This is a genomic window from Lentzea sp. NPDC036949, assembly GCF_055608075.1.
Map to the genome: position 1 here is coordinate 62,506 of NZ_JBVJRA010000024.1, position 17,859 is coordinate 80,364.

Annotated in this window: 22 protein-coding genes and 1 pseudogene; 12 read left to right on the forward strand and 11 right to left on the reverse strand. The window is 71.0% G+C overall.

The window, feature by feature from the left end:
* Positions 1-200 precede the first annotated feature (200 nt).
* The 3 genes from ACZ7CD_RS37985 to ACZ7CD_RS37995 form a co-directional block, all read right to left on the reverse strand.
* A complete protein-coding gene (locus ACZ7CD_RS37985; RefSeq protein ID WP_470380781.1) occupies positions 201-1,055 on the reverse strand; it encodes a hypothetical protein in 855 nt (284 codons plus the stop codon).
* Between the two features lie 419 nt (positions 1,056-1,474).
* The gene (locus tag ACZ7CD_RS37990; protein WP_470380782.1) at positions 1,475-1,684 is read right to left on the reverse strand and encodes a hypothetical protein; all 210 of its coding nucleotides are present in this window, start codon (positions 1,682-1,684) and stop codon (positions 1,475-1,477) included.
* Positions 1,685-1,713: 29 nt separating this feature from the next.
* On the reverse strand, positions 1,714-2,775 hold the full coding sequence (locus ACZ7CD_RS37995; protein ID WP_470380783.1) for a DNA polymerase IV: 1,062 nt from the start codon (positions 2,773-2,775) through the stop codon (positions 1,714-1,716).
* Here ACZ7CD_RS37995 and ACZ7CD_RS38000 point away from each other — a divergent pair.
* Positions 2,774-3,232: an NUDIX hydrolase gene (locus tag ACZ7CD_RS38000; RefSeq protein ID WP_360397773.1), complete on the forward strand. Its 459-nt coding sequence runs from the start codon at positions 2,774-2,776 to the stop codon at positions 3,230-3,232. The two genes, ACZ7CD_RS37995 and ACZ7CD_RS38000, sit on opposite strands and share 2 nt — an antisense overlap.
* Here the strand turns inward: ACZ7CD_RS38000 and ACZ7CD_RS38005 are convergent.
* The 4 genes and pseudogenes from ACZ7CD_RS38005 to ACZ7CD_RS38020 all read right to left on the reverse strand — a co-directional run bounded on the left by ACZ7CD_RS38005 (position 3,219) and on the right by ACZ7CD_RS38020 (position 5,929).
* Entirely contained in the window at positions 3,219-3,989 is a 771-nt protein-coding gene (locus tag ACZ7CD_RS38005) for an endonuclease I family protein (protein WP_470372475.1), read from the reverse strand. The two genes, ACZ7CD_RS38000 and ACZ7CD_RS38005, sit on opposite strands and share 14 nt — an antisense overlap.
* Positions 3,975-4,367 (reverse strand): annotated as a pseudogene (locus ACZ7CD_RS38010) (DUF6359 domain-containing protein); the annotation flags it as partial. The pseudogene ACZ7CD_RS38010 and the gene ACZ7CD_RS38005, both read right to left, overlap by 15 nt.
* 71 nt (positions 4,368-4,438) lie before the next feature.
* Positions 4,439-5,353: an NADP-dependent oxidoreductase gene (locus ACZ7CD_RS38015; protein WP_470380784.1), complete on the reverse strand. Its 915-nt coding sequence runs from the start codon at positions 5,351-5,353 to the stop codon at positions 4,439-4,441.
* Positions 5,354-5,431: 78 nt separating this feature from the next.
* On the reverse strand, positions 5,432-5,929 hold the full coding sequence (locus ACZ7CD_RS38020; protein ID WP_458430851.1) for a DinB family protein: 498 nt from the start codon (positions 5,927-5,929) through the stop codon (positions 5,432-5,434).
* Between the two features lie 89 nt (positions 5,930-6,018).
* On the opposite strand from ACZ7CD_RS38020, the gene ACZ7CD_RS38025 reads away from it, so the two are divergent.
* From ACZ7CD_RS38025 to ACZ7CD_RS38035, 3 genes are read left to right on the forward strand one after another with little or no spacing between them, the layout of a single operon-like run.
* Entirely contained in the window at positions 6,019-6,684 is a 666-nt protein-coding gene (locus tag ACZ7CD_RS38025; protein WP_470372470.1) for a YqeB family protein, read from the forward strand.
* Positions 6,672-7,268, forward strand: a complete 597-nt coding sequence (locus tag ACZ7CD_RS38030) for a TetR/AcrR family transcriptional regulator (RefSeq protein ID WP_360397765.1) — start codon at positions 6,672-6,674, stop codon at positions 7,266-7,268. Before ACZ7CD_RS38025 ends, ACZ7CD_RS38030 begins: the two co-directional genes overlap by 13 nt.
* A gap of 4 nt (positions 7,269-7,272) precedes the next feature.
* Positions 7,273-8,415 carry a cysteine desulfurase-like protein gene (locus ACZ7CD_RS38035; RefSeq protein WP_360397763.1) on the forward strand — a complete coding sequence of 381 codons (1,143 nt, stop codon included), beginning with the start codon at positions 7,273-7,275 and terminating at the stop codon, positions 8,413-8,415.
* A gap of 1 nt (position 8,416) precedes the next feature.
* Here the strand turns inward: ACZ7CD_RS38035 and ACZ7CD_RS38040 are convergent, their stop codons facing one another.
* Positions 8,417-10,018 (reverse strand): hypothetical protein, encoded by a 1,602-nt coding sequence (locus ACZ7CD_RS38040; RefSeq protein ID WP_470372471.1) that lies wholly within the window; start codon positions 10,016-10,018, stop codon positions 8,417-8,419.
* 98 nt (positions 10,019-10,116) lie between these two features.
* Between ACZ7CD_RS38040 and ACZ7CD_RS38045 the strand changes: the two genes are divergently transcribed.
* Together ACZ7CD_RS38045 and ACZ7CD_RS38050 are read left to right on the forward strand one after the other, a co-directional pair.
* On the forward strand, positions 10,117-10,305 hold the full coding sequence (locus tag ACZ7CD_RS38045) for a hypothetical protein (RefSeq protein ID WP_360397759.1): 189 nt from the start codon (positions 10,117-10,119) through the stop codon (positions 10,303-10,305).
* Positions 10,292-11,218: a YihY/virulence factor BrkB family protein gene (locus ACZ7CD_RS38050; RefSeq protein WP_458430847.1), complete on the forward strand. Its 927-nt coding sequence runs from the start codon at positions 10,292-10,294 to the stop codon at positions 11,216-11,218. Before ACZ7CD_RS38045 ends, ACZ7CD_RS38050 begins: the two co-directional genes overlap by 14 nt.
* Here the strand turns inward: ACZ7CD_RS38050 and ACZ7CD_RS38055 are convergent.
* Positions 11,189-11,569, reverse strand: a complete 381-nt coding sequence (locus tag ACZ7CD_RS38055; protein WP_360397755.1) for a hypothetical protein — start codon at positions 11,567-11,569, stop codon at positions 11,189-11,191. The two genes, ACZ7CD_RS38050 and ACZ7CD_RS38055, sit on opposite strands and share 30 nt — an antisense overlap.
* A gap of 62 nt (positions 11,570-11,631) precedes the next feature.
* On the opposite strand from ACZ7CD_RS38055, the gene ACZ7CD_RS38060 reads away from it, so the two are divergent.
* Entirely contained in the window at positions 11,632-12,348 is a 717-nt protein-coding gene (locus ACZ7CD_RS38060) for a GNAT family N-acetyltransferase (protein ID WP_470380785.1), read from the forward strand.
* 90 nt (positions 12,349-12,438) lie between these two features.
* A complete protein-coding gene (locus tag ACZ7CD_RS38065; protein WP_470380786.1) occupies positions 12,439-13,236 on the forward strand; it encodes an EI24 domain-containing protein in 798 nt (265 codons plus the stop codon).
* An 18-nt stretch (positions 13,237-13,254) separates the two neighbouring features.
* Here the strand turns inward: ACZ7CD_RS38065 and ACZ7CD_RS38070 are convergent, their stop codons facing one another.
* Both ACZ7CD_RS38070 and ACZ7CD_RS38075 read right to left on the reverse strand, forming a co-directional pair.
* The gene (locus ACZ7CD_RS38070; RefSeq protein WP_470380787.1) at positions 13,255-15,204 is read right to left on the reverse strand and encodes a beta-propeller domain-containing protein; all 1,950 of its coding nucleotides are present in this window, start codon (positions 15,202-15,204) and stop codon (positions 13,255-13,257) included.
* Between the two features lie 76 nt (positions 15,205-15,280).
* Positions 15,281-16,096, reverse strand: coding sequence for a S1 family peptidase (locus ACZ7CD_RS38075; protein WP_360397747.1), 816 nt, complete (start codon positions 16,094-16,096; stop codon positions 15,281-15,283).
* Between the two features lie 168 nt (positions 16,097-16,264).
* On the opposite strand from ACZ7CD_RS38075, the gene ACZ7CD_RS38080 reads away from it, so the two are divergent.
* The 4 genes from ACZ7CD_RS38080 to ACZ7CD_RS38095 all read left to right on the forward strand — a co-directional run.
* Positions 16,265-16,639, forward strand: coding sequence for an FKBP-type peptidyl-prolyl cis-trans isomerase (locus ACZ7CD_RS38080; protein WP_360397745.1), 375 nt, complete (start codon positions 16,265-16,267; stop codon positions 16,637-16,639).
* Between the two features lie 146 nt (positions 16,640-16,785).
* Positions 16,786-17,313, forward strand: coding sequence for a YbaB/EbfC family nucleoid-associated protein (locus ACZ7CD_RS38085; protein ID WP_458430843.1), 528 nt, complete (start codon positions 16,786-16,788; stop codon positions 17,311-17,313).
* 32 nt (positions 17,314-17,345) lie between these two features.
* Positions 17,346-17,654, forward strand: coding sequence for a type VII secretion target (locus ACZ7CD_RS38090; protein WP_360397741.1), 309 nt, complete (start codon positions 17,346-17,348; stop codon positions 17,652-17,654).
* Positions 17,654-17,859 (forward strand): hypothetical protein (locus ACZ7CD_RS38095; RefSeq protein ID WP_470380788.1); only part of this gene is annotated, 206 nt, incomplete at its 3' end. The genes ACZ7CD_RS38090 and ACZ7CD_RS38095, both read left to right, overlap by 1 nt.

A 17,859-nucleotide genomic window follows, 5' to 3' on the forward strand; every position in this document is an offset into this window, starting at 1 on the left:
CACCGCCCCGCAGACAAGGAACGCGGGAGGGGCGGCAGCGACAGCTTCATTTGCGTTACCCACGGGCTTGCGACGGTCACCGGCCTACCCGATGCTCGAACGCGCCGGACGCCCGCCAGGCCGACCGGTCGATGCCGAGCGACGCGCGGGTGGCGGGCCGTCCGATGGACCCCGCGGGGCTTGGACGGGCCGACGACGGCTCAGTCCGCCGAGCCGTGGAGCATCGCGAGCCGGTCCACGCCCACGCCGCTGATCAGCAGCCGTTCCTTGCGGTTGCCGAGCAGGCGCTGGGTCCAGTCGACGAAGCCGCCGTCGCCGATCTCCTCGCCGTGCAGGTAGACCTTGAAGCACAGGCCCTGGTAGTAGCCGGGGGTGCGTGACGGGTCCGCGGGCAGGTCGCCGCGCAGTGCCTCGAAGCGCGGGTCCAGCACGCTCACCCGCACCTCGACGTCGCCGCACGCCTGCCGCAGGAACGCGACGTGCTCGGCGAAGGCGTCGCGTTCGAAGGCGAGGGAGCCGCGGTCGCGGCCGGCCGTCACCGCGCCGAACAGCGTGAAGTGCGCGAAGCGTCCGGCGCCTTCGAACTGTTGGGCGCGCACGACGCGTTGCACGGCCGCCAGCCGAACGACGTCCCCGTGGGGTCTGGAGAGCTCGGTGCGGCGCACCGCCGCTTCCAGGGCGAGCGCGTTGGTCGGGTCGGCGGCCACTTCGGTGCCGCGCACCGTCGAGAGGACGTTGTTCTGGTCCACCGCCGCGACCGCCGAGCAGGTTCCGAGCGGCACGACCGGCGCGAGGCCGACCACCGAGAACGACGGCGGAAGCGCCGCGAGCAGGCGGTCCTCAAGAGCGCGAAGGGCAGCGAAAGGCACGGCGTAAGGCGCCACGAAGCGGTCTGTGCGGTAGCGGCGCAGGACGTCGGCTGGGGAGAGCGCGTCCGCGCGGCGGTGCATCAGAGCGAGGAGGGCGGTGGTGAGTTCGCTGCCGGGGAGGCGGGTCAGGGCGTCGAGCACCGCGGGGCCGCCGAGGGTGCGCAGGACGCGGGTGAGCGGGGTCATGGGATCAATGGTCCTTATCGGGGCCAATGGATTTGAGGTGGCCCATATGGATTTGAGGTGGTCCATGAGGTCGTGGCGTGGACAGCCTGGAGATGCGGCGCGCGGCTGGAGCGGATCGCGATCTGGTCGTCACGGCAGCGGGGACGCGACTGACCTGGCGGCTGAACGGCCGGGGTCACCACGCCGTTCGAGACGGCGGTCGCGGTGCGTGGGCCGCGCACGCGGCGAAACGCTCGCTTGTCGTCTGCGCAGGAGGAAATCACGATCCACATTCCAGCGGAACACCAGACGGGCGCGTCATCGAAACCGAGGGCGAGAAAGCAACAGCGGAGAAGATCCGGAAAGCAGCCGAACAGTTCCGCACCCCAGAAAGGCACTATCGGTTCGACAACCACTGCCTGACGCAGAAGCCGGATGGGTCAGGCAGCGAGTGCGGCCTGGCCGGCCGTGGTCAGTGCGGCGGGGCCGGGGGTGGCGCTGATCAGGCCCGCGGTGGTCAGGCGGGTGCCGATGAACTGGTCGGTGCAGCCGAGGCCGTCGACGAGGAGTGCGGTGCCGGAGAGCTGGCAGCGGCCGGCGGCGACGGCGCGCAGAACGGCGCGATCGCGGTGGGTCAGTGTGGCGGTCATCTTCTTCTCCTTGCGGGTAAATCTTCTACTTACTCATACGTCGAAGAAGAAGGCGTTGGTTCGACCTCATCGGCAGAGAATTCTGCGCGAACGCCCAGGAGGCGTACCGGGCCGTTGTGGTCGAAGCGGGCGAGGACGGTCAGGGCGGCGTCGGCCAGGTCGTGAGCGGAGGACGTCGGCGCGGGCAGTTTCATCGAGCGGACGTTGGTGAAGAACGGTGCGAAGCGCACCTTCACGCCGATGCGCACGGCTGGGCGGCCTTCGGCGACCACGTCCGTGGCCACCTCGTGGGCCAGCGCCACGACCTCGCGACGGATGTCGTCCAACGACGTCAGGTCCTGTTGGAACGTCTTCTCGTGCGAGCGGGACTTCACCACCCACGGCGTTGCGCTGACCACGGTGTCGCCGGCGCCGAGTGCGATCGTGCGGAAGTACGGGCCCATGCGCGGGCCGAAGCGGGCGGCCAGTGCGCCGGGGTCGGCGGTCGCGAGGTCGGTGACGGTCGTCAGGCCCAGTTCGGCGAGTTTGCGGGCGGTTTTCGCGCCGATGCCCCACAGCGCGGACGTGGGGCGGTGGCCCATGACCTCGGCCCAGTTCGCCTGGACGAGCTGGAAGACGCCGGCCGGTTTGCCGAAGTCGGTCGCGAGCTTGGCGCGCAGCTTGTTGTCGCCGATGCCGACCGAGCAGTGCAGGCCGGTCGCGGACAGCACCGCCGCCTGCAGGGACCGGGCCAGCTCGAAGGGGTCGGTGACCGAGGCGCCGACGAACGCCTCGTCCCAGCCCACCACCTCGACGACCACGGGGAACGAGCGCAGCACCGCCATGACGTCCGCGGACGCCGACTCGTACAGGGCGTGGTCGACGGGGAGGAACACGGCGTCGGGGAGCTTCTTGAACGCTGTTCGCAGCGGCATGCCGGAGTGCACGCCGAACGCGCGCGCTTCGTAGGACGCGGTGGCCACGACGGCGCGTTCGGCCGGGTCGCCGTTGCCGCCGACCACCACGGGTGTGCCGCGCAGCGACGGGTCGCGCAGGACCTCCACCGCCGCGATGAACTGGTCGAGGTCCACGTGCAAAACCCAGTCCGCCATGCTGGACAGTGTGAAACGGTCCGCCGGAATCCTCCTGTTCAGGAGAACGTCGCAGCTGGAAGTCCTGCTCGGGCACATGGGCGGCCCGTTCTGGGCGCGCAAGGACGCGGGCGCGTGGTCCGTGCCGAAGGGCGAGTACACCGAGGACGAGACGCCGGAGGCGGCGGCGCGGCGCGAGTTCACCGAGGAGCTCGGGCTGCCGGTGCCCGAGGGGGAGCTGGTCCCGCTCGGGGAGGTCAAGGGGTCCGGCAAGGTGATCACGGTGTGGGCGCTGGAGGGTGACCTCGACCCCGCGCAGGTCACACCGGGGACGTTCGAGCTGGAGTGGCCGCCCAGGTCGGGGCAGCGCAGGACGTTCCCCGAGGTGGACCGGGTCGAGTGGTTCGGCCTGGACGAGGCGAGCGCGAAGATCGTCTCCGCGCAGCGCCCCTTCCTCGAACGGCTCAGCTCCAGATAGCGGCGACCCACTCCGGGTGGTCGATGAACGGGTTGCGGTTGTGCTGGAAGCGGTCGTAGATCAGCTGGTTGCGGCGCTGCTCGAACGCGTCCGGCGGGTCCTGCCGGTGCCACTGCAGCAGGACCGACAGCTTGCCGTGGTAGGGCTGCGTGCCGTTGTTGACCGCGTCCCTCATCTCCAGGTCGGGGAAGCCGTCGGTGCCCTCGTAGCGCACGGCCATGTAGAACAGCATGCGCGCAACGTCGCCCTTCACGGCGTTGCGGGGCTCCCACGAGTCGGCGTCGCCGTAGTTGCCGGGTGCCTCGGAACGGGCGGTGCCGCCGTTGTCGAAGTCCTTGTTGCCGCGGTCGGCGTTGACGGACACGTCCTCCGGCCGCAGGTGGTGGACGTCCGTGCCGGGGCCGGTGGCGGTGCCGAAGTCGCCGTGCGACTTGGCCCAGACGTGCTCGCGGTTCCAGTCGTCGGCGTTGCCGCCGTTGGAGCTCTTGGACTGCGAGCGGCCGCTGTAGAGCAGGACGACGTTCGCGGGGTTGGCCGGGTCCTCGTCGGTGACCTTCAGCGCGTCCCAGACCTGGTCGTAGCTGAGCTTGGTCTGGTTGCGGATGATGCCGTTCAACGCCGACTTCAGCGCCGGGCCCGTCTTGCCCGCGGCCGCGGCGTAGTAGTCACCGCTTGGCGGCGGCGAAGTCGTCGTTGTCGTCGAGGTCGGCGGCGGTGTCGTGGTGCCGGCGAACGCGAACGCCGTGGACGAGGTCAGGCCGGCGTGCGAGAAGTACGCGCTCAACGAGCCCGTCACGTCGACGAGCCGGCCCATGAGCGACGGGGTCGTCTTCAGGCCCCACGCGGACCGGAACGACGACGGGACCTGCACGTAGACCATGCGCGACGTGCCGGTCTCGGCCGCCGTGTCGGCCAGTGCGAGCGCGTAGTCGCTGGGGAACCCGGAGCGGACGACGGTGGTGGTCGCGGTGGGCTGGCCGACGACGTATCCCCTGACCGTCGCGGACGACCCGTTCTGCTGGCTGATCGCCTGCGCGACGGTGAGCGGTGCTGCCGCGGTCGCGGCAGTCGCCCCGTACAGGCCGACCGCCGCCAACAAGCCGATGACTAACGCAAGCGGACTCCACCGTGCCATTCGCACTCCCCGATCGTGTGGATGTTGTGCACACGATCAGGGCTGTGGGTCAACGGACGGTAAACGCAGTGTCACGGCACCAGGACGACCTTGCCGGTGGTGCGCTTCGACTCGACCAGTTCGTGCGCCTTCGCGGCCTCCGCGAGCGGTACGACGTGCTCGAGCCGGACCCGCAGCGGGGGCAGTGCCGCGAGGTCGGCACCCGACGCCGACACGCTCTCGAACAGCTCGAACCGCACTCCGAGCTCGGCCGCGCGCTCGGCGGAGAACCCCGGGTTGCCCGGGATGATCGACACCAGCACCCCGCCGGGCTTCAGCACGGAGGCGGACCGCTCGGCGTACTCGCCGCCGATCGTGTCGAACACCACGTCGACCGGGTCGATCGCGGTGAAGTCCTCGTGCCGGTAGTCGATGACCTCGTCCACGCCGAGCGAACGCAGGAAGTCGTGCTTGGCCGTCGACGCCGTGCCGATCACGTGCGCGCCGCGCGCCTTGGCGAGCTGGACCGCCACGTGCCCGACGCCGCCCGCGGCCGCGTGGACCAGAACGGTCTGACCAGCCGACAGACCGCCTCGTCCGACCAGTGCCTGCCACGCCGTCAGCGCCACCATCGGCACCGCGCCCGCCTGTCCGACGGTCAGCCACGACGGCCGCGGCGCCAGGTCGGCGGCGTCGGCCACGACGTGCTCGGCGTACCCGCCGCCGGCGCCGGGGAACGGCAGCAGCCCGAACACGTCGTCCCCGACCGCGAACCCCTCGGCGCCGTCCCCCAGCTCCACGACCGTCCCCGCGACGTCCCACCCGAGCGTGAACGGCGGCTCCCCGAGCGCGGGGAACCCGCCGGCGCGGACGTAGGTGTCGACCGGGTTGACGCCCGCCGCACCCACCTGGACCAGCACCTGACCCGGACCGGGCACCGGGCGCGGCACCTCAGCGACCTCCAGCACGGACGCGTCGCCGACGGTCTTCTGCGTGATGACTCGCATGTTCTCCCCTTCAATGCTCTCGACGGGGATCATCATGCAGTTAGCGCAAACTATTAGTAAGTAGGCACCTTGTGGTGACTACCGGCGGAGGTACAGGTCGCGCAGCAGCGCGATCTCCGCGGCGTGGTGGATGAACTCGCGGTTGATGTGCAGCACGAGCGCACCGAACGGCAGGTCCGGGAACGGCTCCGCCGGACCGCACGGCACCGTCAGGTCCGCCTTCGCCGCCCCCGCCTGCCACCGCGCGAAGGCCTCGTCGAGCTGCCGCAGCGCCTCGTCGGCGGTCGTCGCGTACGACCAGGTCAGGTAGTCGGCCGGCGGTCCGCCGAAGTGCGCCGCCGAACGGGCGTTGAGCACTCCGACGACGACGTGCGCCATCCGCCACGCGATCGTCGTGACCGGCGCGGGTTCCGGCACCGGGTGCTCCCAGTCGATCGACCCGTCGCGGTGCACCGTCCACGCGCCGGGCACGGGCTCCCAGAAGTACTCGTCGTCGGTCAGCCCGTCGAGCCGTGCGCGCAGCTGGTGGCGCCAGTGCCAGTCGAGCTGGTCGGTCAGCTCCTTGTTCCAGTCCATGCCCGGACGCTAAGACCGCTTGCGGACAACCACCGCCCTGAAAGCACCACCGACATTCATAAACCGAGCGCTCGATATAGTATTGGCGCATGACGACGGTGCAGGAGACCGCGGCGGTCCGGTACGGCATGTGGGTGCTGTGCCCGGCCATCGGTGCCGCCGCGGTCTGGGGGCTGAAGCTGGCGGCGAACTGGGTGGCCGGCCTGAGCTGGTTCCCCTTCCAAGGGGTGTTCAGGCTGGTCACGGAGCTTCCCGAGCCGTGGGTGACGATCGGTGCGCCCGTGGTCGGCGCGGGGCTTGGGTTCGTGTTCGCGCTGATCTGGGCCGCGGACATGCTGTCCGTGGACGTCGGGCACGACCGGGTCGCGCTCCACAGGGACGACAGGAGCTTCGAGTTCACCCGCGCCGAGGTCGAGTCCGCGTTCAGCGAGGGCAGGCAGCTGGTGCTGCTGGGAACGAACGGCGCCGAGCTGGCCCGGGAGAGCACGGACATCTCCGCGAGCAGGCTGGAACAGGCGTTCACCGGCCAGGGCTACCGGTGGCGCGACGCCGACCCGTTCGCCGACGACTTCCGGCTGTGGGTGGAGGACACGCCCGGCCTGCCGCCGGACGTGAACGCGCTGCTGGCCGCACGCAAGAAGGCGATCACGCGGTACGAGCACGGCGAGGCCGCCGAGCTGGCGCGGGAGGTCCGCAAACGCGGCGTCTGCGTCAAGGACAAGAAGAAGAGGCAGTACTACCGGTGCGCACCGTAGACCCGGCGAAGCACGCGCGGAAGAAACGGCACATCACCGACACCGCGGCCGGCCTGTTCGCCGAGAAGGGCTTCGAACGCACGACCGTCGCGGACATCTGCCGGCGGGCGGGCATCAGCACGGGCAGCCTGTTCCACTACTTCCCCACCAAGCGCGCGATCTTCGAGGAGATCTTCGAGCAGGACGGCCAGGACAACGCCGAGGTGTTCGCACAGGCGCGCGCGCTCACGCCGTGGGAGGGCGTGCAGCTGGTCGTCGAGCACCTCGCCGCACCGGCCATGGACCGTGTGGTGGCCGGTCTGGTGCTGGAGGTCGTGGCGCAGGCGAGCCGCGACCCGGAGCTGTCCGCGCTGATCAGCCGCAACGAGGTGGTGGTGCGCGACGAGCTCGCCGCGCTGCTGCAACGGGCCCACGACGAGGGCCAGGTGGTGCTGCCGGTGAGCGCGCGGACCGCCGCGAGCTGGGCGCAGGGCCTGGTCGACGTCCTCTACACGCGGCTCGTCGACCCGGACTTCGACCCGGCCGAACAGGTGACGACCCTCCGGTTGATCCTTTCCCGTTTCCTGGGTGCTGCCGCACCATGAGGGCATGGCTTACGACGTCGCCCGAGTCCGCTCCCACTTCCCGGCCCTGCGGGAGGGCGCCGCGCACTTCGACGGCCCCGGCGGGTCGCAGGTGCCGGACGTCGTCGCCGACGCCGTCCGCGACACGCTGCTCAGCGCCGTGTCGAACCGGGGTTCGGTCACGGCGGCCGAGCGCAGGGCCGAGGAGGTCGTGCGGACGGCGCGCCGCACGATGGCCGAGTTCCTCAACGCCGGCAGCATCGTGTTCGGCCGCAGCATGACCCAGCTGACCTACGACCTGGCCCGCACGCTCGCGAAGAACTGGCGGCCGGGCGACGAGATCGTCGTGACCAGGATGGACCACGACGCGAACATCCGGCCGTGGGTGCAGGCGGCCGAGGCGGCACGGGCCACGGTGCGGTGGGCGCCGTTCGACCGGGCCACCGGTGAGCTGCCGGTGGAGGCGGTGACGAACCTGCTGTCGGACCGCACGCGGGTCGTGGCGGTCACGGCGGCGTCGAACCTGCTCGGCACCCGGCCCGACATCCAGGCCATCGCGAACGCCGCGCACGAGATGGCCGCGTTCGTCTTCGTCGACGGCGTGCACTACACCCCGCACGTGCCGGTGGACGTCGAGGAGCTCGACGCCGACTTCTTCGTGTGCTCGCCCTACAAGTTCCTCGGCCCGCACCTGGGGGTGCTCGCGGCGGCACCGGAGCTGCTGGAGACGCTGCGGCCGGACAAGCTGCTGCCCTCGACGAACACCGTGCCGGAACGGTTCGAGCTCGGCACGCTCCCCTACGAACTGCTGGCCGGCACGACCGCCGCCGTGGAGTTCATGCGCACCCTCGACGGCTTGGAGGAGCACGAGCTGAAGCTGCGCGACCAGTTGGAGAACGGGCTGCTGGAGCTCGGCGCCCGTGTCTACAGCAAGGCGGCGAACCGCACTCCGACGGTGCTGTTCTCGGTCGACGGCCTGGAGCCCGCCGAGGTGTACCGCAGGCTCGGCGCCGAGGGCGTCAACGCGCCGGCCGGCCACTTCTACGCGCTGGAGTGCTCGCGGTGGCTCGGCCTCGGCGACAAGGGCGCTGTGCGCGCGGGCATCGGCCCGTACAACGACGAGTCCGATGTGGACCGTCTGCTCAAGGCCGTCGCACGACTGCGTTGAGTCAGACGAAGAAGAACAACCCGATGTAGCCGAGGCCGACGAACAGCGACGCGTTCAGCTTGCGCGTCACGTTCTCGTGCCGGTGGAAGGCGATCAACGCGCGCGACCGCGCCCCCATCACCTTCTCGCCCGCCTCGGGGTCGGGCAGCTGCGGTGTCGTGATCACGTCGCCGGTCGGGCCGAACGCGAGCATCAGCTGCGGGCCTGACCGGCGCACGCCGTGCAGCTGCTGCCACGGCACGCGGTAGCTCCAGATCCCGGTGTGGAGCACGACCGCGCCGGCGTCCAGGCGCAGCAACGGCTGGAACCGCGTCACCGCCGACACCGCGCACTGCATGCCCAGCAGCCCGAGCACGACCCAGTCCGGGTAGTGGTGCACCGCGACCAGTGCCCCCACGGCGGCCAGCGCCAGCACCACGCCCTCGACCAGTCTGCGGTCACCCGGCCAGATGGCGTGCGGCAGCTCGACCGGCGCGGTCCCGGTGACCGGTTCGCCGGGCAGGTGTGCACTGTGGACGATGTGCCGCGGCCGCACGCGGGTCAGCGTGGTGGTCGCCACGACCTCGCCCTCGACCACGACCGCGACCTGCCCGCCGTGGTGCCACTCGCCCGCGATCACGACCTCCGCCGGCTCGTGCTGCGCCGGCGGCGGCTCCTCGCCCCGCCACACCGCGCCGAACTCCTCGGTGTCGTGGTACAGCGGCTCGTCCAGCCCGAGATCGGTCATCACCGCGACGGTGGCGACGTCTTCCCTGTTGTACCGCAACAGAATCCGGCGCACGGTCAGCGGGTGCGCCTGCACCCGCACCGCCGTGACCGGGCCGGTCCACAGCGAGCGGCGGCGCCGTTCCCGCGCTGCGAGCATGATTGCGAAGAACACCGCGGCACCGCCGAGCGTGAGCCACCAGGTGACGTCCTCCGGCTCGGCGACCATCCGCACCCACGGGCCGTCCGCGAGCACCGGCACCTTGTCGCCCACCTGGTAGCTGTCGGGGGCGAGCGGTTCGAACGCCGTCCGCTGCCCCTCCGGCAGCTCCACCCACACCTGGTAGGCGTCCTTGACCTCGACCACCTCGGCGTCGACCCGGCTGGCCTGCGCGACGTGCCCGGCGACCTCGTCGGAGCTCAGGTCGTACTGCACGAACGTGAGGAAACCGAACAGCACCAGCAGAACGGCGACGATGCGCAGCACCCCGCGCGGTGGCGGCATGTCCGGCAGGATCACCACCACCGGGCCCGCCGCCTGGCGCTGGTCCGCACGTGACCGGACCGTCAACGCCGCGACGACCGCGCAGGCCGCCGCGTGCAGCCCGAACGCGATGTTCGCCGTCGGGTCGTTGTCGAGCGCGAGCTCCATGACGCCGAACAGCACGCCCATCGCGCACCCGGTGAGCACGCGGCCGAACAGCAACAGCAGCGGTGCCGCCAGCAACGGCACCACGGCGAGCGCGAACAGCGGGTCGGGCAGGCAGGGCCGCGCCGTCGTGCACGGAGCCTCCCCCGCCGCACCGGAGACGACGAACGCGAGCACCCAGCCGCCGACCAGCCCTGCCTTGGTCACCCACCACGGAACCGCTGCCGCGTGCCAGCGCTGGACATCCATGTGCGGATCATGGCACGACCATTGCTCCGAACGGTGTGGTTCACCACCGGTCGAGTGGGTATCCGCAGCTCACATCGACCCATGAGGTGGAGGATCACATGCTGGCAATAGCCGCCGCAGTGGCGTTCGGCCTCGCCCTGCTGTTCGATCTCGCGAAGATCTCGCTCGGCAGCGTCGTCACGCTGAACACGCTGGTGACGCTCGGCCTGTTGCTGGTGGCGCTGCACCTCGCCGGTGTCGGCACGGGTACGCGATCGTTGAGCTGGCGGCGCCGTGCCCGCAGGTAAAGCGCCGGAGAGCCCCGCCAAGCTGCCCAAGGGCGCTTGGTGGGGCGTTCTCAAACGCACGGTCAAAGAGTTCAACGACGACAACCTGACCGACTGGGCGGCAGCGCTCACCTACTACGCGGTGCTGTCGCTGTTCCCCGGTCTGATCGTCCTCACGTCGGTGCTCGCGCTGCTCGGTGAGACGACGACGCAGGAGCTGCTGAAGTACGTCGACGAGGTGGCGCCCGGCGAGGCCGGCGACCTGATCAAGTCGTCGATCCAGGAGCTGCAGAACAGCCAGAACGCCGCCAGCGTGCTCGGCATCGTCGCCCTGCTGACGGCGCTGTGGACGGCGTCGGGGTACCTCGGTGCGTTCATGCGGGCCTGCAACGCCATGTACGACGTGCAGGAGGGCCGGCCGTTCTGGAAGCTCGTGCCGTTGCGGCTCGGGCTCACCCTCGGCTCGGTCGTGCTGATCTCGCTCACCCTCGGCGCGCTGGTGCTGACCGGCGGGGTCGCGGACACCGTCGGCGACTGGCTGGGTCTGGGCGACGCGGTCGTCACCGTGTGGGACGTCGTGAAGTGGCCGGTGATCCTGCTGCTGGTGAGCCTCGCGTTCGCGGTGCTCTACTGGGCGGCGCCGAACGTGCGGCAGCCGGGCTTCCGCTGGGTCACGCCGGGCAGCCTGCTCGCGATCGTGCTGTGGGCGCTCGCGACCGTCGGTTTCGCGATCTACGTGGCGAACTTCGCGTCCTACAACAAGACCTACGGCTCGCTCGGTGGCGTGATCGTCTTCCTGGTGTGGCTGTGGATCTCGAACATCGCGGTGCTGCTGGGCGCCGAGTTCGACGCGGAGCTGGAACGCGGCCGCCGCATCGAGCAGGGCGAGGACCCGGAGAAGGCCTCACCCGAGCCGCGAGATCTCCCGGGGTAGCTCGGCCTTCGTCGCACGCCACTCGCCGTCCGGGCCGGCCTCGATGCGCTCGGTGCCGTCGTTGGGCACCACCACCCACAGCTGGTCCGCCGACGACAGCCACACCACGCCGATGCCGTCGGCCCGGTGGCTGGTGGCGTACTCGTAGGACTTGCGGAACACGTCACCGCCGTTGCGGTCGGTCACCCGCACCTCGCTCGCGCTCTCGGCGTGCGCGACGAACTTGCCGCTGGGCGAGGTCTTCGGCGCGCCGGGGCTCGCGAACCGGTCCTGCCGGTCGTCACCGCACGCCGTCAGCACCAGCAGCAGAGCGAGGACCGCGGTGGCAAGACGGGAAAAGCGGTGCGTCATACCGCCAAAGGTAGCTAGCGTGATCAGCCGTGTGGGACGTTCTTGAACGATTTTACGACTCTGTGGCCCGACCGGGATCTCGCGTTGAGGAACACGGCGAGCTGACGCTGTTCCTCCAGGCAGGCGACGGCTACCCGTACTACGCGCGGCCGCGGTTCCCCGGCGGGCGCCCGTCGGTGGCCGACGTGCTCGCGGTGCGGGAGCGCCAGCGGTCGCTGGGCGTGCCGGAAGCGCTGGAGTGGGTGCACGAGACGACACCGGACCTGCTCGCCGTGGCGCGGGAGGCGGGGATGGACGTGCTGCGGGCGCCGCTGCTGGTGCTCGACCCGGCCCGCCTGCCGGAGCCGCACCCGCACGTCCGCGTCCTGGGCACACGACCGGCCGAGGTCACCGCGGTGGCGGCGCTGGCGTTCTCCTCACCGGGCACCGCCGCGGGCGAGACCGGTGCGGCCGAACGGGACGCGGCGCTGGCGGAGGCGGGAACCACCTCGGCGGACACCCGGCACCGGCACGCCGTGGCCGACCTGCCGGGTGAGGGCGTGCTCGCGGTCGGCACCGCGCAACGGGCCGGTGACGTGGTGGAGGTCGTCGGGGTCGGCACGCTGCCCGCGGCACGGCGCCGCGGTCTCGGCGGTGCGGTCACGGCGGCGCTCGCACGCGACGCCCTGGACAGGGGTGCCGGCCTGGTGTTCCTGTCTGCGGCCGGCGAGGAGGTCGCCCGCGTGTACGAGCGGGTCGGGTTCCGCCGGATCGGGACCGCCTGCATCGCGTCGGCCTGAGCGGCCCCGCGGTCTCGAAAAGGTCCCGAACGCACCCTTCGTCCCGCATCCGGCGCCTCCCGCCGGGGCGGGCCGACTACCCTCGTGCGCGTGATCAAGGACTTCGGTGCCGGTTTCGGACTGCTCCTGCGCGGCTTCCGGCTGGTGTTCAGCTCGCCCAAGCGGGTGCTGGTCGGGGCGCTGCCCGCGGTGCTCACCGCGGTGCTGATGATCACCGGCTGGACCCTGCTGTTCACCAACATCGACTCGGTCGCCGGGTGGCTCACCGGGTTCGCGGACTCGTGGAGCGAGACCTCGCGCAGCATCGTCGAGGTCGCCGTCGGGATCTCCGTCGTCGTGGTGACGCTCGGGTTGAGCGTGCTGCTGTTCACGGCCATCACGTTGATGATCGGCGGCCCGTTCTACGAGTACATCGCCGAGGAGGTCGAGGACGAGCTCGGCGGGGTGCCCGAGGCGGAGCAGGTCGGGTTCTGGCGCGGGTTCGTGGTCGGGTTGCGCGGCACGCTGCTGCTGGTCGGCACCTCGGTCCTGTTCGCGGTCCCGCTGTTCCTCGGCGGGTTCATCCCGATCGTCGGGCAGACGCTGATCCCGGTGCTCGCCGTGTGCATCAACGGCTACCTGCTGGGCATCGAGCTCACCGGCATCCCGTTCACGCGCCGCGGCCGGACGTTCAAGCAGCGCCGCAAGCTGCTCGCCACCCGCCGTTCGCTCGTGCTCGGCTTCGCGGTGCCCACCTACCTGCTGTGCCTGATCCCGCTGGCCGCGCTCGTCGTGATCCCGGCGGCGATGGCCGGTGGGACCGTGCTGTCGCACCGGCTGCTGTCGGGTGAGCAGGCGGTGCGGCCCGCCGGACCGGTCGGACCGGCGGGACCGGGGTACGTCGCCTAGGGCGCTCGCTCGGAACGGTCAGAACGGCAGCCAGGCCTGCTGCGCGAGCCCGTTGCGCGCGACGACCTGCACGCCCGCGGCCGACACCGACCACAGCTGGTCGCCGATCACGATGGTGCGCCGCGCTCCGCCGTACTGCTGCGTCTGCGGTTCGGTGATGCGGCCGGTGTCGCGCAGCTGGTCGCCGTCGACCCTGAGCACGACGGAGGTGGCGTTCTGGGCCGACCTGTAGGTCGTCACCGGGACCACGAGCGTGCCGTCCTGCGGCCAGAACAGGAACGCGTGCGGGTCGTACTGCGCCTCGGAGCTGGAGTCCGGCAGGTGGAACTGGGCGAGCCGCTGCGGTGCCGCGGGGTTGCGGACGTCGAACAGCGACACCTGGGTGCCGGTCGTGCGGCCCTGCTCGGTCGCCTCCTGGCCGACGCCGATCAGCCTGCCGTCGCCCGCGGGGTGCAGGTAGGCGGAGAACCCGGTGATCTTCAGCTCGCCGGTCACCCTGGGCCGCACCGGGTCGCTGAGGTCGAGCGTGTAGAGCGGGTCGGTCTGGCGGAACGTGACGACGTAGCCGGTGCGGCCGATGAAGCGGACGCTGTAGATGCGTTCGCCCTTGCCGAGCCCGTCGACCCGGCCGACCTGGGCCAGCTTGTCGCCGTCGCGGCGCAGCGTCGTGACGGCGCTCTGGGTGGGCGGGGGCTGCGGGCTCCCGGCGTCGCCTGCCCGCCAGCAGCACCGCGACGTGGTGCCCGAGGTCGTCGCGACGCGCAGCACGCCCTCGTGCTCGGACAGCGAGTACTGGTTCAGCAGCGTGCCGGGGACCTCACCGGACGCGACGTGCTTCGGCGGGCCCGCCTGGCCGATGTCGAACTGGTGGATCGCCGTGGTTACCGGGCGCGGGACGCCCGGCCGGTCCGGCAGCTCGGGCAGCAGCCGGTGGTCGTCGGCGATGTAGAGGGTGCGGTCGGTGCCGTAGACGGTGTCGCCGTCGGCCACGATCGACACCGGCTGACCGGTGCCCAACCGCCCGGACAGCTCGAACGTCAGCACGGTCAGCATCGACGACGCCGCGTGCACCGCGGGGTGGCTGACGTTCGCGCAGTCGACCAGGGTGCCGCTGGTCTTCGCACCGTCCTGGACGAGCTCATAGCGCGGCAGCCAGGACGTGATCGGCTCGTTCTGCAGGATCTCCCGGTTGCGCCGCAACGCACCCGCGTCGTTCGTCGTCTGGTCCGGGTAGACCCACGGCAGGCGCGGCGAGGAGCGGACGACGACGCGGGCGGTGCCGCCGACCTGGCGGGCGTCGAGGTAGCCGCCGTCGGTCTTGAGGCTGCCGATCTCCTTGAGCGCCTTGAGGTCCACGAGCACGATCTCGCTGCCCTCCAGCGCCCCGGGCGGGTACGGGCGGGCGTCGGGTGCGAAGCCGGCGTCGTGGATGGGAACCGGGTTCTGCACCACCAGCAAAGCGCGGTCGCCGGACACCAGCAGCTGCGTGGCGTGCCGGTCGCCGAGGTCGAGCGTGCCGGACGGGGAGCGGCTCGCGACGTCGACGACGCGCAGCTTGCCGTCGGCGATGGAGATGACGCGCCTTCCGTCCGTCTTCACGAGGTCCGGCTCGTCGACGCCCTTCTCGTGGACGTTCGTCGTGGAGTGGCCCTGCTGCTCGGCGGGCGGTGTGGCGGCCTTCGGCACGGCCTCGCGTTGCGCGACACCGGCCGAGGAGTCCGCGGCCATGCCCTCGGCGGCGGTCAGCGGGAAGTTCCGCCTCCCGCCCAGCCCGAACGCCGTGACGTAGGGGGCCATGGCGGAGCGCAGCTCCTCCACCGCGCCCTCGCAGGAGTCGTACGCGACCAGGCGCACCGGGCCGTGGTCGACGATCGGCGCGGGGAAGGTCTCGTCCCGCACGGCGGAGCTCGCACAGACCCCGGTCACGGCCACGACGGCGGCGCCGGCCAACAGCTTTCTGCCGTTCATGCCACCAGGACGGAACGAGGGCCGGAAGGGGTTGCTCCGCCGTCGCGGCAACCCCTTCCGGCGTTCTCGGGGTGAGCTAGGAGTTGATCTGCTGCTGGATCTGCGTGGCGTAGGTGGAGACGCGCGCGTACACGCCGGGGTAGCCCGCGGACGCGCAGCCCTCACCCCACGACGTGATGCCGATCAGCTTGCCGCCCGCCACCAGCGGGCCACCGGAGTCGCCCTGGCAGGTGTCCGTGCCGCCCTGCGCGTACCCGGCGCAGACCATGTGCGTGGCGTTGAAGTCGCTGCCGTACGAGCTGCTGCAGCTGGAGCTGCTGGTCAGCGGCACGGTGGCCTTGAGCAGGTAGCGCGAGGCCGAACCGCCGCTGGAGGTGGTGCCCCAGCCGAGGATCGTGGAGCTGGTGCCGGCCGCGTACAGGGCGCTGTCGGCGGAGGTGGCGAACTTGATCGGGGTCTGGCTGAGGTTGCGGTCGAGCGTGAGCACCGAGACGTCGTAGCCGCGGGTCACGTCGGTGTAGCTGGGGTGGATCCAGATGCGCGTGACGCGGGCGACGGTGCCCGCGGTGGAGTTCTTGTCGTCGCGGCCGGCCACCACCCGCACCGCCGAGGCCGAGTCGCCCTCGGTGCAGTGCGCCGCGGTGACGACCTTGTTGGGCGCGACCAGGGTGCCGCCGCAGTACTGGAAACCGCTGCTGGTGGCCAGGTACACGACGAAGGGGTAGGTGGACGTGCTGGCGCGCGTGCCGCCGACGATCTGCGCGCCGAGCTCGCCGTCGGTCACCGGAGGGGTCGGAGCTGCTTCGGCCGCGCTGATCGCCGCCATCGGCAGCGTCGCCGCCACCAGTGCCGCGCCCAGCCATGACCGGAGGCGGTGCAGGGTTGCCGCCATGATCATCTCCTTCTTCTGTTGTGCTCCCGGTGCAGAGCCGGGAGTTCTTCAAGGATCAACAGGGTTTTACGAGACGGGCAAGGGCCGGTCCGCGTAGGCCATTCGGCCGTCCGACCACACGCGTGATTGGATCGGGCGCGAACAACCCCGTTCCGAGAGGAAGTTGTGATGGCCCCCACGAAGCCCGAGGTCGACCCGCACGACGGCCCGGCGCCGGCCGACCTGCTCATCCAGGACATCACCGTCGGTGACGGCGAGGAGGCCACGCCCGGTCAGCGCGTCGTCGTCCACTACGTCGGCGTCTCGCACTCGACGGGCGAGCAGTTCGACGCGTCCTGGGACCGCGGTGAGCCGTTCATGTTCCCGCTCGGTGGCGGCCGCGTCATCCAGGGCTGGGACCAGGGCGTCGCCGGCATGAAGGTCGGTGGCCGCCGCAAGCTCGTCATCCCGCCGCACCTGGGCTACGGCGCCCGCGGCGCCGGTGGCGTGATCAAGCCCAACGAGACGCTGATCTTCGTCGTCGACCTGATCAAGGTCGGCTGACGCACGTCGGCCCCTGATGGCGTTCCACTGGTCCGTCCAGTGGAACGCCATTGGTCTGCGCAGCCGATTTGCTCCACTCGTGGAACGGGACCACCCCCGGCTGCGTCATCCTGTCAGTCCGCCACCGCAGTAGGAGGGGAACCACGGTGCCAGAGGACATCGCCGGGTCGGAGCAGATGCTCGCGGGCTGGGAGAAGAACGTCCAGGAGCGCGCAGCCCGCTACCAGGAGATGGCGACGCGCGTGCAGGGGATGACGATCTCCGAGCGGTCCTCCGACGGCGCGGTGGAGCTCACCATCGGGTCCAACGGCATCCTGCAGCACCTGGTGATCAACGAGTCCGCCGCCGGCCGCCGCATGGCCGAGGTCAGCGGCGAGATCATGAAGCTGCTGCAGCGCGCGCAGTCCCGCATCCCGGAGCTGCTGCAGGCCGCGATGGCCGAGACGATCGGCACCCAGGACGAGACCGCCAACGTCCTGTTCAACGAGGCCAAGAAGAACTTCCCGGCACCGCCCGCGGAGGACCCGCCGGCCGCGCCGCAGCACCGCAACGAGCTGAGCTTCCGCGTGGAGGACGACGCACCGCCGTCCCGTCCCACCCCGCCACCACCGCCGCCGCGCCGCCGTCCGCCTTCGGACGACGACGACTTCGGCGGGGAGTCCGTGCTCTCCTGATCCTGTCCGCTGCTCGAACTTGAGGGGGTTCGATGACTTCCGGTGGTTTCAACGTCACGTCCGACGTCCTGGAAGCGCACGTCAAGGCGCTGCAGGGCCTCCAGGGGAGGCTGCAGGGAGCCGTCGACGCGGCGAACACCGTGTCGATGCCGACTGACGCGTACGGCATCATCTGCCAGCCGTTCCGGATGCTGCTGGACCCCGTCGAGCAGTGGGGCATGGACGCGTTGAAGGGCGTCGCCGAGGCGATGGACGCGACCGCCAAGCGCATCGACGAGACCGCGAAGCACTACCAGGCGGTGGAAGACTCCATCGTGCGGACCCTCCAGGGCGGAGCCTGATGTCGTCACCCAACCCGCTGGTGGCCCAGGCACCTGCTGAGCCGTCGGGTTTCTTCAACGCGGGCACCGGTGACAACGGCTGGGCCACCGGCATCTCCATCGCCGAGTCCGCGATGGACACGTTCAACGGCATCAAGGACGGCAACTGGATCGAGGGTGGCCTCGGCATGGTCGGCCTGGTCGCCGACGCCGCCTCGATGGCGAT